12 protein-coding genes and 1 pseudogene are annotated in these 13,493 nt (G+C 32.8%); 1 reads left to right on the forward strand and 12 read right to left on the reverse strand.

Annotation, left to right across the window (positions count from 1 at the left end):
* The 12 genes and pseudogenes from lptE to CCY99_RS04515 form a co-directional block, all read right to left on the reverse strand.
* Positions 1 to 684 carry an LPS assembly lipoprotein LptE gene (gene lptE, locus CCY99_RS04460; RefSeq protein ID WP_258443416.1) on the reverse strand — a complete coding sequence of 228 codons (684 nt, stop codon included), beginning with the start codon at positions 682 to 684 and terminating at the stop codon, positions 1 to 3.
* Positions 685 to 726: 42 nt separating this feature from the next.
* Positions 727 to 3,249 (reverse strand): annotated as a pseudogene (locus CCY99_RS09880) (class I tRNA ligase family protein); the annotation flags it as partial.
* A 170-nt stretch (positions 3,250 to 3,419) separates the two neighbouring features.
* Positions 3,420 to 3,761, reverse strand: coding sequence for a DUF6394 family protein (locus CCY99_RS04470; protein WP_112060216.1), 342 nt, complete (start codon positions 3,759 to 3,761; stop codon positions 3,420 to 3,422).
* Between the two features lie 11 nt (positions 3,762 to 3,772).
* A complete protein-coding gene (gene secF, locus CCY99_RS04475) occupies positions 3,773 to 4,747 on the reverse strand; it encodes a protein translocase subunit SecF (protein ID WP_112060217.1) in 975 nt (324 codons plus the stop codon).
* On the reverse strand, positions 4,747 to 6,333 hold the full coding sequence (gene secD, locus CCY99_RS04480; RefSeq protein WP_112060218.1) for a protein translocase subunit SecD: 1,587 nt from the start codon (positions 6,331 to 6,333) through the stop codon (positions 4,747 to 4,749). Before secD ends, secF begins: the two co-directional genes overlap by 1 nt.
* A 12-nt stretch (positions 6,334 to 6,345) precedes the next feature.
* Positions 6,346 to 6,624 carry a preprotein translocase subunit YajC gene (yajC, locus tag CCY99_RS04485; RefSeq protein WP_112060219.1) on the reverse strand — a complete coding sequence of 93 codons (279 nt, stop codon included), beginning with the start codon at positions 6,622 to 6,624 and terminating at the stop codon, positions 6,346 to 6,348.
* 47 nt (positions 6,625 to 6,671) lie between these two features.
* A complete protein-coding gene (gene nhaA, locus CCY99_RS04490) occupies positions 6,672 to 8,009 on the reverse strand; it encodes a Na+/H+ antiporter NhaA (protein WP_112060220.1) in 1,338 nt (445 codons plus the stop codon).
* Between the two features lie 78 nt (positions 8,010 to 8,087).
* On the reverse strand, positions 8,088 to 10,862 hold the full coding sequence (locus CCY99_RS04495; RefSeq protein ID WP_112060221.1) for a RecB-like helicase: 2,775 nt from the start codon (positions 10,860 to 10,862) through the stop codon (positions 8,088 to 8,090).
* Positions 10,863 to 10,865: 3 nt separating this feature from the next.
* On the reverse strand, positions 10,866 to 11,915 hold the full coding sequence (gene obgE, locus CCY99_RS04500; protein WP_112060222.1) for a GTPase ObgE: 1,050 nt from the start codon (positions 11,913 to 11,915) through the stop codon (positions 10,866 to 10,868).
* A gap of 66 nt (positions 11,916 to 11,981) precedes the next feature.
* The gene (gene rpmA / locus CCY99_RS04505) at positions 11,982 to 12,239 is read right to left on the reverse strand and encodes a 50S ribosomal protein L27 (protein WP_112060223.1); all 258 of its coding nucleotides are present in this window, start codon (positions 12,237 to 12,239) and stop codon (positions 11,982 to 11,984) included.
* Positions 12,240 to 12,259: 20 nt separating this feature from the next.
* Positions 12,260 to 12,571 (reverse strand): 50S ribosomal protein L21, encoded by a 312-nt coding sequence (rplU, locus tag CCY99_RS04510; RefSeq protein ID WP_112060224.1) that lies wholly within the window; start codon positions 12,569 to 12,571, stop codon positions 12,260 to 12,262.
* A gap of 88 nt (positions 12,572 to 12,659) precedes the next feature.
* Positions 12,660 to 13,046: a RidA family protein gene (locus tag CCY99_RS04515; protein WP_112060225.1), complete on the reverse strand. Its 387-nt coding sequence runs from the start codon at positions 13,044 to 13,046 to the stop codon at positions 12,660 to 12,662.
* Positions 13,047 to 13,143: 97 nt separating this feature from the next.
* On the opposite strand from CCY99_RS04515, the gene CCY99_RS04520 reads away from it, so the two are divergent.
* Entirely contained in the window at positions 13,144 to 13,467 is a 324-nt protein-coding gene (locus CCY99_RS04520; protein ID WP_112060226.1) for a hypothetical protein, read from the forward strand.
* The last annotated feature ends 26 nt before the right edge of the window (positions 13,468 to 13,493 follow it).

Here is a 13,493-nt window from a genome sequence, read left to right on the forward strand (position 1 = left end):
CTATCTCCAATTATAAGCAACTTGAGCGATGAATTTATCAATAGCTTGGAGTGAGGCTTGATTTATCGCTGCAAATCGTTTTTCATCAGTTACAGTCGATAGTCCTTCCACAGAAAAATCATAGATTCCAATATTTGTAAAACTTTTATTATCACCATTTTTATCCGTATAATTAAATTTAATACTAACCTGCATACGATAAAAGCTAGGAAATCCGCTTTGACTATCAACGATAGAATACATATAAATATTACTAATCTCCATATGTATTATAGAATCTGCATTTTCCCTACTAGTTAGATTTGATTGAAATCTAGTAACAATAGCTTGATGTAGAGCGTCTTTTGCTATTACTGAGTTTTCTGGGTCGGAAAGCGTTGCTATGCTCTCTACATAGATATTTTCACCTAAAGACTGCTTACTATAATAAGATATAGGATAGTAGCCACAGCCGGCTAAAAATATAAGGGGAAATATAAGAAAAAAAGTAGCAAAAAATACATTGCGGATTCTACTAAAATCTGGACGATTTGAAAATCTTAAGAATCTAAGATTTAAAGATTTGCGATTTAAAAACCTAGAGAATCCAAAACCTAAGAATCTATGATTTGAAAATCTAAAAAAAATCGCAAATTGCTTATAAATCCCACAAACCCACGAAAAAAATCTAAAAAGAATCGCCAAAAAGAATCGCCAAAAAAATAACTTAAAATAATCTAAAAACATCTATTTTACCACGAGATTTACTAGCTTATTTGGCACGATTATTTCTTTAATTATCGTTTTTTCCTCTAGCCATTTGGAAACTTCACTTTTCGCAAGGGCTAAAAGCTCGTCATTTGGGGTATTAACCGCCACTTCGATTTCGCCTCGCTTCTTGCCATTTATAGTAATTGCGATATTTATACTCTCGCTTTTTAACGCCTCATTATCAATTTCAATTTTTCGCAAATTCTCCAAATTAAATAGCTTTTGGCTTAGCTCATAGCTTGTATGCGGGATTATCGGCTCCAAAATATTCAATAAAATATAATATCCCTCAAACCAAACTTGAGCGTTTTCTTGGGCGTTCAGCGCATTAAACGCCTCCATACAAGAAGCAATAAGCGTATTTAGCGGATAATCGCGATTTGAAAATGTCGCTTCATATTTAGATAGTGCCTCATAGACCTTTTTCCTAGCGTATTTTTCGTCCTTATTTAGATTCTCAAATGCAAGATTTTCAAAGCTAAGATTCTCGATTTTCGCTTTGTCGGCGTTTAGAAAAATCCTATTTATAAAGCGATATGCCCCCTCTAGCGCGTCGTCATTCCACTCTAGCTCCTTTTTTGGTGGAGCGGCAAAAAGTATGAATAACCTCGCACTATCCGCCCCATAGGCTTCGATAATATCGCTTGGAGAGACCACATTGCCTTTTGATTTACTCATCTTAAAGCCGTCTTTTAGCACCATTCCTTGCGTAAGCAATCTAGCAAATGGCTCATCAATGTTAATATGCCCTAAATCACGCAAAACTTTAGTGAAGAATCTCGCATACAGCAAGTGTAAAACAGCATGTTCAATCCCGCCGATATACTCATCGACATTTAGCCAATATTCCAGCGATTTTGTATCAAATGCACTCTTTTCCCACAATTCCCGCGGGGTCGTGTAGCGTAAAAAATACCAGCTAGATTCCACAAATGTATCCATAGTATCGCACTCTCTTAACGCCTCACCTCCGCACTTAGGGCATTTGGTGAATTTCCAAGTGGGGTGCTTCTCTAGTGGGCTTCCCTCGCCATCAAGGGAAATATCATCTGGTAATAAAACTGGCAAATTCGTCTCTTTCACAATGCCGCATTTCTCGCAGTGGATTAGCGGTATCGGCGTCCCCCAGTATCTCTGCCTTGAAATTCCCCAATCTCTAAGCTTAAAATTTATAACGCTTTTGCCAATCTTATTTTTCTCAAAATATTTGATAATCGCACTTCGTCCCTCTTCACTAGAAAATCCGCTAAACTCACCACTAGCAATAAGGATTCCGTCATCGATAAAGGCGGAATCTAGCAAATCTAGATTCGTGGAATCTGTGGAATCTATGGCGGTTTTGGCAGAATCTAAGGCAGAATTTTTAGCAGAATCCGCGTTTTTAAGATTTGTGGAATCTGTGGCATTTTTAGCGGAATCCACGGCGGAATCTAGATTCGCTAAATCCGGCGAATCTAAAGCCGAATCCGCCGAATCTACGCCCTTAAAATCGCCCTTTTTGCAAACGACTTGCTTTATCTCCAAATTATACTTTTTGGCAAACTCGAAATCTCGCTCATCGTGAGCCGGCACGCACATCACCGCCCCACTTCCATAATCCATTAGCACGAAATTTGCCACAAAAATCTCAAGCCGTTTTTTAGTAAGCGGGTGAAGCGCGTAGATTCCCGTGCTAACGCCAATTTTCTCCTTGCTAACCCTATCTTTAAAAATCATATTTTGCATAGAAGTTACTAAATCCGCTTTGTCTTTTGAAAGCAGATTTTCTTTAAGCAAATGCTTTACAAGCTCGTGTTCTGGGGCAATCGCACAATAAGTTACGCCATAAATCGTATCTGCCCTCGTAGTAAACACACTTATCTCATTAATCTCGCCAATCGGTCGCTCTAACTTAAAGCTAAACTCCAGCCCAAGCGACTTGCCAATCCAATTTTTTTGCATAGTAATTACTTGCTTCGACCAATTCCCCTCCAAGTCCTCCAAACAGCTAAGCAACTCATCGGCGTATTTGGTAATCCGCAAATAATATTGATGCATTTCTTTCTGCACCACTTCCGCGTCGCAACGCCAACATTTGCCGTCCACCACTTGCTCATTTGCCAAAACCGTCTTATCATTTGGACACCAATTTAGATAGGCTTTTTTGCGGTAAACTAGGTCGTTTTCCCACATTTGGTTAAAAAACTCCTGCTCCCACTTCGTATAAATGGGGTCGCTCGTGGCAAACTCTCTATTTTTGGAGAATGAGAATCCAAGGCTTTTTAGGGATTTTTGCATATTTGCGATATTTTCGTAAGTCCAAGTTTTGGGGTGCAAGTTATGCTTAATTGCGGCATTTTCAGCAGGCATACCAAAGGAATCCCAGCCGATGGGGTGCAAGACATTAAAGCCATTTTTACGATAATACCGCGCTATCGCATCGCCAATGGAGTAGTTTCGCACATGTCCCATATGCAGATTCCCGCTTGGGTAGGGAAGCATACTTAGGATATATTTTTTTGGGAGACTAAAATCATTTTTCGGCTCGAAGCTGGAATCTAGATTCCCAGATTCGCCGGATTTAGCAGAATCTGCACTCAAAACCGCACTAGATTCCGCACTTTCCCCGCTCCAAATTTTCTGCCACTTTTTCTCAATTTCCTTTGGATTATAGACCATATTAAACCTTATTAATAATCAGTATCTCGCATTTTTGCACTCTCAATAAATATAATAATAATAGAAAATACATTTGCTGCCAATGCACCGATAGCAAGAGCATAGGCGACATCTAAATCACCCAATATTTGAAACCACAAAAACGCAGGTATTAGATGAAAATCCGCAACAATGGAACTTGCTAATAATTCCGATGAAAGTAGTTTTTTCGTGCCTATTCGTAAAGTTGTAGAAATAAAATTAATAGCAGCTGCTAAAAACAATAAAACAATATTTGGGTCAAATAAAAAACCCATAGTTGAAGTAAGGCTCATTAATGTAAAAAATATAAATAAAATTCTCCCCCAATCCATATAAATCTCCTTTAGATTCTGCCTTTTTCATACATTTGACGCATTTTCTCTTTTTCTTGTTTTTTCTTTTGTTTTTTGGCTTCTTTTTCATAATATTCTTGGATATTAAATCCAAATAAAACTGCTAATTTAGGTGCTACAAACATTGAACTATAAGTCCCCACAATAGCACCAACAAGCATAGGAAGTGTAAATCCTTTTAATATCTCACTACCAAAAATAAAAAGAATGAGTATTACAAAAAATATCGTTAAAGATGTTAAAAGTGTCCTTGATAATGTTTTTGAGACAGCATCATTGATGATAAATTCAACATCATTAAATTTTTTTAGTAGCATTTGCTCTCTAATCCTATCAAAAATAATTATTGTATCATTAATAGAATAACCAATGAGCGTTAAAAGTGCCGCTATAACATCAAGACTTAAATCAATATCAAATACCATAATAGCAGCCCCTGAAATAACCACATCGTGTAACAAGGCAACTATACTCGCTAGAGCAAATCTCCACTCATACCTAAATGACACATATATCATCATAGCTACTAATGCTAAAACGATAGAAATGATTCCTTTTTGTGCTAATTCACTTCCAGCTTTTGGTCCTACCATATCCACTCTACGAACCTCAAAATCGCCGGTTTGCTGAAGTATTGATTTTATCTCCTCGCTAATATTAACCTTTACATCACTTTGAACAAATGGAAATTTAATAATTATCTCATTCTTAGAGCCAAACTCCGTAATATTTGCATTCTTAAAATATTCACTATTATTTAATATCTCCCTAATCTCGCTAATGGGTGCTTCTTTATTAATATATTGTATTTGAACTATACTTCCACCAGCAAAATCAATGCCAAGATTTATACCTTTTGTAAAAAATAGAATAATTATTCCAACAATCAAGATTCCAGAGACAATTAGCCCATATTTGCTATATTTAACAAAATCATAAATTTTATTATGTCTAAAAAAATCCACTAACTTTCTCCTCTTCTATTCCTAATTCCAAACCAAAAATTTAATCTTGTAGAATTATTAATCTTATCGCCAAGCCATAAATAAATCCCGTGAGTTCCAATAATCGCAGTGATGATAGAAGCTATAATACCAATCCCCATAGTAATCGCAAAGCCCTTAATTGGACCTGTTCCATATACATAAAGTAAGATAGCGATGATTAATGTTGTATTATTTGCATCAAAAATTGCTCTTGTGGCATTGATATACCCAAATGAGATGGATTTAACAATATTATCGCCATTCCGCAATGCTTCTCTAATCCGCTCATTGATAATAATATTTGCATCGATTGCCATTCCCACAGTTAGGACGATTCCAGCCATTCCGGGAAGCGTTAATGTCGCTCCAAATAAACTCATAACAGCGATAATGGCAAGAATATTAACAAATAATGCAATAACAGCAATAACTCCAGCAAATCCATAATACATAATCATAAAAATAATAATCGCGAGAAACGCACCAAATAACGCAATTAACGATGATTTAATGCTATCAGCTCCTAAGCTTGGTCCAATGCTTCGTTTCTCTAGTAATTCCAATGGTGCGGATAATGCCCCACTACGAAGTGCAATGGCAATATTCTTTGCCTCTTCTGCTGTAAAAGCACCGCTAATTTGTCCGCTTCCACCGCCTATTCTCTCTCTAATAACTGGGGCAGAATAGACTTTATTATCAAGAACTACTGCCATTCTTTTACCCACATTACTACCAGAAAAATCACCAAATATTTTTGCCCCAACACTATTTAAACTAAAAGAAATAACTGGTTGATTAGTTTGATGTTCGAATGCCACCCTTGCGTCAGTTAGCATACTTCCATCTAAAATTGGTATTTCTTTTAATAGAATCTTAGATTCTGGGTTATCTACAAATGGCAAAATCACATCACCAAAGCTTCTTGCTTCCTCATCGCTCATAGTTAGCACTCGCATATTTCTATCTTCATCAACTGCCATCATTTTTAATTGTGCAGGACGAATAATCAAATCTAATGCATTTTGCTCCTCTTCTGCGGTTTTAATACCCGGTAGCTGGACTAAAACATTATCCTCACCTTGTTTTGTAACGCTTGGCTCGGATAATCCAAATATATCAAGTCGACTTCTAATAGTATCTATCGCTTGGTCTACTGAAGATGTTTTAATCAATCTAACCTCATCTGGCGTAAAACTTATATGATATTTTCCATCTGTATAATCTATATTCAAACCCTGAATCTTAGATAGAATCTCGTCCATCGCTTTTCTTTCGGATATATCTATTAACTCAAAACTAAGGCTATCATCACTTGGTTTTAAGGAATCTATCAATATTTTTTTTGTTTGGGTTTCGTGATTAATTTGAGTGGCTATAAGAGAATATTTGCTCTTAATCGCCTCATTTGTATCAACACCAAGAAGTATATTCAATCCACCTTGCAAATCAAGTCCCAAAGTTACCTTAGGACCACTCGTGCCAAAAACTGATGGAATGGAGAATATTAAGCCAAATAAAAATAAGAAAATAAATACTAATGTTTTAATATTAAAAAATTTTTTCATCTTATTTGGTTATCAATCTTTTTGTATTGGTTCTTCGTATTTATAGGCAACAAATTCTTTGGCTAATCTCGCCTGTGTATCATCATTTATTTTAATAGTAAAAAAATTATCCTCAACTTTTACAACTTCACATATAAGCCCACCATTAATCACAATTCTATCTCCTTTTTTGAGATTTTTAAGCATTTCCTTATGGGCTTTTTGCTGTTTAATCTGCGGACGAATCATAATAAAATAAAAAATCGCAAATAAAACAATCAATGGTAACAATGAGGCAAGAATATCATTCATAACTAACTCCTAAATATAATGTAAAGCTATATTTTATCATTTTGTGCTTATTTTTTAGAATCTTTATGTTTATTTTCAATCTTATATTCAATAATTAAAAATAAAGAGCCCAAGATTCCAGCTAAAGACGATGCAATAAGTATGGATAATTTTGCTAAATCCGTGCTTAAATGGTCGCTAAATGCAAGATTTGACACAAAAATAGACATAGTAAATCCAATCCCGCCTAGCATTCCAGCTCCAAGAATATTAATCCAAGATACAGAATCTGGCTTTTGTGCGATATTTAGCTTATGGCATAGAAATGTAAAGCTTAGGATTCCAATAGGCTTTCCTATAACAAGCCCTAAAATAATACCAAGCATAATATGGTCGATTGCAAAATTGATATTATCTCCAATGGCAACTCCAGCATTTGCAAAACCAAATAAAGGCATAATAAAAAAGCTACTCCACGGAGCTAAGGTATGCTCTAATCTAAGCAATGGATTTTGGACATTTTTAGAACCCTTAATGATGAAATTCAAAATATCTAATTGTGAGCTATTTAATAAAAGATTATTTCTTTCTTTATCTTTTGCTAGAAATAAAGGCACAAATGAACTGGAAACCTTAGAAGCAAATTCTTCACTATCTAATTTTGGCTTAACAGGGATAGTAAAAGCTAATGCGACAGCGGCTATTGTAGCGTGGATTCCGGTATTATGCACAGTTATCCACAATATTACTCCTAGTATTAAATAAGGGGCTATCGCCCTAATATCTTTTTTATTTAAAAGAATTAAGATTCCAAGCACAATAAGCGAGGCAATAAACCAAATAATACTAAAATTACTAGTATAGAATAAACCAATTACGATGATAGCTCCCAAATCATCAGCCACAGCGAGTGTTACTAAAAATACTTTTAATGCCACAGGAACGCGTTTTCCAAGTAGCATCATAACACCTAATGCAAAGGCAATATCTGTCGCCATAGGAATCCCAAATCCATTTTGTGATGGAGTTCCCATATTTAAAGCAAAATATATTATTCCGGGTGCTATCATTCCACCTAATGCAGCTAAAACAGGAAATGCAGCTTTTTTAAATCCTACTAATTCGCCAAATAAAAATTCCCGCTTAATCTCCAAACCAACAATAAGAAAAAATATAGACATAAATACATCATTTAGCCAATGATGCAAACTCATACCGATAAATTTCTCACCAATGGTAATACCAAAATCCATTTCCCAAAATTCAAAATAATAATGCGAAATCGGGGAATTTGCGATAATCATAGCAAGAAGTGCGCATATGAAAAGCAGAATCCCACCAGCAGCTTCATTGTGAAAAAAAGATGAAAAAATACTTGTAATTTTATGAAAACTTTTAATAAACATTTATAACCTTGAGTAAGATTTTTTAAATAGCAAATTCTAGCATAAACAATGAAATTTTATTCATTCTATAATCCATATTTATACTTGTGATATTCTTCCATCAGCAAAACAAAGATATGCTGCAATTTTTTTATCAACAAAATATTTTGTAGCAAAATGCAGGTATTCCCTTACTTGATGTTGTTTTGTTTCTAAATCTAAATCGCTACTTTTATAATCAAGTATAAAAACACTATCTTTTGTTTCTAAAATACAATCGATTCTTCGCAGAATCTTATTATCATTTAGATACGAAACTTCACATTTTATATGTGGATTTAAGGAAAGAGTTTCTTTAATCACCGAATTATTTAAGATTCGCTCAACGCTACTTAATATATCTTCTATATGCTTTTTATCCAAAATCAAACCATATCTATTTAATAGAATATTTTTTATTTCTGTCATAGTTATGGAATCCCTATATCGCAAAGAATATTCCATAGCCAAATGTAAAGCTATGCCTTTGATTCTAGAAATAGAATTATATTGTTTTTTTGTATCTTGTATAAAATCATCTTGTTTTCCAAAAGATTCTTGCTCTATTTGGATTGGCTTTGAAATACTTTTAGATTCTACATAATCACATATATTAGAATCTATATCTTCGCCCATTTCTATATCTTGTAAAGATAATTTATCAAATAAATCACTCTTAGTTGGCTTTATGATATATAGGCTTTCTTTTGCCCTAGTAAAGGCGACATATAAAAGATTAATAGAATCTAATAGTTTTTCATCTTTTTGTTTATCATAGATTTTCTTAAATTCCAAATCCACAATCTGGCGAAATTTGGCATTTTTAAGATAAACGATTTGCTTAAAATTAAGCCCATCATAATCATAATACAAACTGCTAGAGCGATTATTTTCTTTATTAAATTCACTCAATATTACATCATCAAATTCTAAACCCTTAGCTTTATGTATATTGCTTATTCTAATGTCATATTCCCTATCTTCTTCAATCTCTATTGTTGTATTTTCTAGCTCATCTATAAACTCATCTAATTCATTATAATCAAGTGATTTCTCAAGCACAAGAATCGCAACTTTTCCATAAAGATGAAAAATCTTCATAATGTTTAAAACAATCTCACTAGGTAATTTGCCAAGCAAAATAGAATCTAATGGCATAGATGTAAAATAAGATCCTCCATTTAATACTAAAGCATTTTTAATATATAGATTATTATGTGTTTGAATATATTTTAATACATTTAAAAGCACTAAAAATTCATCATTCTTGGCATTTGTAAGTTGAAGTGCGATTTTAAGATGTGGCATATCATTTAATAAAAAATCCCTAATTTCTGTGGCGGTTGCATTGTTTCTAGTGAGAATCACAATATCTTTTCTATTATGTTTTAATAAAAAATTCACTCTCTCTTTAATGCAATCTAAAATCTCGCTTTTTTCCTTTGTGAGAATCTTTACATAGCCATTGATTTTTTTATCTGGAATCTGGGTTTCATAATGTTTAAATCTATCACTAAATGTTTGATTTACAATCTCTACGATATTTTTAGCACTTCTATAATTTTTTGGTAGAGATTTAACATTCATATTAAGCTCTTTATTAATCGCTTCAAAAAGTCTGCTATCACTCCCACGAAATCGATAAATCGCCTGTTTTTCATCACCCACGAAAAATAAACTTCTATTTTCAATCCTACCCACGCCACTTTTAATCTCATCAATAAGTGGTTTTAGTATTTGGTATTGCCTTATATTTGTATCTTGAAATTCATCAACTAAAATGTGATTAATCCTAGAATCTAATCTAAAATAAAAAAAATCCTTATCAATATGTTTATTTAATAACTCATAGCAAAAAAGATTCAAATCATTAAAGTTAAGCACATTTTTAATGCGTAAAATGCTTAGTTTTTCATTATGAAAGATTCGATATAGATTTACAATCACAGATAAAACTTGATTTTGCACATTATCAAAATACCATTTGAAAGCTTCTTTTATGCGATTTATCTTTGCATTAAAAAAAGATTCATCATAATCCAATTTTTCTAATTTATTAATCATTGTTTGCGTAAAAATCAATGTATTATCACTATGAAATAATGCCAATATATCTTTTGTGGTGGAATCCTTATTAAGATTTATCGCTAGTCGTCCCATTATATTCTTACATCCACTTTCACCATCAATTAGAGTTAGGACATAGGATTGCAATTCATTGTAATTACTAACTACAACATCTCTCCAATCCAAAATAGTAGAATCTATACTAGAATCCGTCGCAATATCAATCTTAATATTTTTTAACATTTCTAAGATTTGATTTGCCTTTAGCTCATTTAGAAAGCAAAACAACGCCAATGAATCAAATTGTTTAGATTCTATTTTCTCCAATGTGTTTTGAAGTATATCTTTATCATAGCCAAAATCATTTCCAAGCTCGTAATTATTAAGCAATCCAGCGTAAAAACTAAATTTCTTTAAGATTAGATTAAAAAAAGCATCAAATGTCATAATATGATTATTAGAGCGTCTAAATCTATAATAAATTTTCTTAATATTATCTTTCACATAGGAATATTCTAGCCCTAGTTTGGATAACTCTATGGCATATGGATTATTATTAAAATCGCAAACATCACTAGCTAATTCTCGTAATGTCCGCAAGATTCTCTCTTGCATTTCTTGTTGTGCTTTTCTAGTAAATGTGATTGTCAAAATCTCATTAGCATTTGCACCTAATAATAAAAGATAAATATAGCGTGAAGTTAGTGAGAATGTCTTTCCACTTCCTGCTGATGCACGAATCGAAAGCCATTGATTGTCATTTTGCATTTATTATCCTAGATTCTCAAATAATAAAAATCGCAATTTATCAATATTGGTTTTATTTAATGATGATATAGGAATAATAAAAAGTGGCTCTTTAAAATCCCCTTGCTTGGAATCTATAAAATGTTTTTCTCTCACATATATATCTTGCTCTTTTATATGAAAATGCGAAAATAAATCCAAAAGATTTTCTTTAAAATTATCACTAGAAATACTATCTATTTTTGTAATAGCTATGCCAAAAGAACGATTTGCCAAATTTGTATTAAAGGTTTTTACTTCATTTGTCAAATCTAAAAATTGCCTTAAAAGCGGTTTAGTAGAATCTAGCATAAATAAAAAAACTTTTGTTCGCTCGATATGTCGTAAAAACTCCAATCCCAAGCCTTTTCCAAGACTTGCACCATTAATTATCCCCGGAATATCTGCCATAACAAATGAATGTATATCATCAATATCAACAACGCCAAGATTCGGGATTAATGTGGTAAATTCATAAGAAGCGATTTGTGGTTTAGCATTTGACATAACTGATAAAAGCGTAGATTTACCAGCATTTGGAAATCCCACTAGCCCAACATCAGCGATTATTTTTAACTCTAATCGTATATGTAAGGATTTTCCCTCTAATCCTTTTTGTGCGTATGTGGGTTTTTGATTAATAGAGTTTTTAAACCTAGCATTTCCAGCCCCACCTTTGCCACCTTTTAGAAATAATATTTTTTCGCTTTTTGTAAAATCATAAAGCAATTCATTTGTATCAAAATCAATTATTTGCGTTCCAAGCGGTATTTTGATTAGAATATCTTCGCCTTTTTTCCCGCTTTTATTCTTACTTTCACCTTGTTTTCCATTTTTAGCATTATAATGCTTTTTGCCACGAAACTTTGATAAGGTGTCATTATTTGTATCAACTTCAAAAAATACATCACCGCCATCACCGCCATCACCGCCATCAGGTCCGCCTTGTATTACAAACTTTTCGCGTCTAAAGCTAACAGCACCTGCACCGCCCTTTCCAGAGCTAATATAAATATCAACGCTATCTATAAACATTATTTTTCATCTAGTAATTGTGAGTGGTAGAAAGTTATTTGGAAGTTTTGGCATAGATTTGGGATTCTATGCCTTTTGGATAACAGAAACTTTTTTTCGAAATTTATCTTTTCGCTCGAATCTTACAACACCATCAATAAGTGCGAAAATCGTGTGGTCTTTGCCGATTCCCACATTGTTTCCAGCGTGGATTTTCGTGCCTCTTTGTCGAACGATGATATTTCCTGCTCGAACAAACTGAGAGCCAAATTTCTTAACACCTAATCGTCTTCCTGCGGAATCTCTATTATTTTGAGTGCTACCCTGACCTTTTTTATGTGCCATTATTTCGTCCTTATATTAAATTATTTTATAATCTCTAGGATTCTAACTCTAGTAAAATCGCGTCTAAATCCTCGTTTCGTTTTACTATCTTTTCTTCGTCTTTTCTTAAAAGTGATAACCTTTCTAGCTCTGCCGTGATTTATAACTTCTGCTTTTACTTTGGCATTTTCAACAAATGGTGTCCCAACATCAATACTATCATTTTCTATCAATGCTAGAATCTCATTGAATTCAATGCTTGATTTTGGCTCAAGATTTATTTTATCAAGCAAGATAATATCACCTGCTTGTATCTTGTATTGTTTGCCTCCATTCTTAATTATAGCTTGCATTAACAATTCCTTACAAATTTAATATAAAAGTTATAATTATATAATCTAAATTGTAATTTTAAACTTAAGTTTATGATAATTTGACTAATTAAACAGCAGAATCTTTCTTTAATGCAATGCATTCTATCTCAACCAATGCTTTTTTTGGTAGCTCTTTCACAGATACAGTGCTTCTAGCTGGTTTATTTGCTTTAAAATAGCTTTCATATACCTCATTCATAGCAGTAAAATCGCTCATATCGGCTAAAAAAACAGTAGTTTTTATAACATAATCCAAATCACTATTTGCGTCATTTAACACAGCTCTTAGATTCTCTAAAACCTGCTTTGTTTGTGCTTTTATATCACCTTTTACAAATTCCCCATTTGATTGAAGTGGAATCTGCCCTGAGGTAAAAATAAGATTTCCAAAGATAATCCCTTGCGAATATGGACCGATTGCTTGTGGTGCTTTTGGAGTTGATATTATTTTCATATATAATCCTTATTTTTAAAAATTAGGCTAGAATTATAACAATTAAATTTGAAATTAGAAAAAGGTCAATATAATAAAAACAAAAACTTTTATATGTATGCTCTTTTTATTTACACAAAGTCTTTACACGCAAGACAAAATAATAGATACAAGTAAGATTCTAAAAAATAATCAAGCTTTAGTAATTGATGCTAAAACAAATACTATTAATTATGTCCTTGAAATGCTTCCAAATGGTAAGATTATCAAGAAATATCTAACTATCCAAGAGCAAGAGCAAATCAAAAATCAATTAGATTTAAAAAACATAGAATCTAATATATTTAATAATAGGATTCATAAAAAAAGTAATATAAGCGAGTGGAATAAAAAAAAGATTCCATATGAGCAAAAAATAGAAAAAATTGATATAGATAGGTAGTGCTTTATAGTGTTTTGTGGTAAATA

Origin of the sequence: Helicobacter sp. 16-1353 (genome assembly GCF_003288815.1) — a bacterium.
GTDB lineage: Bacteria > Campylobacterota > Campylobacteria > Campylobacterales > Helicobacteraceae > NHYM01.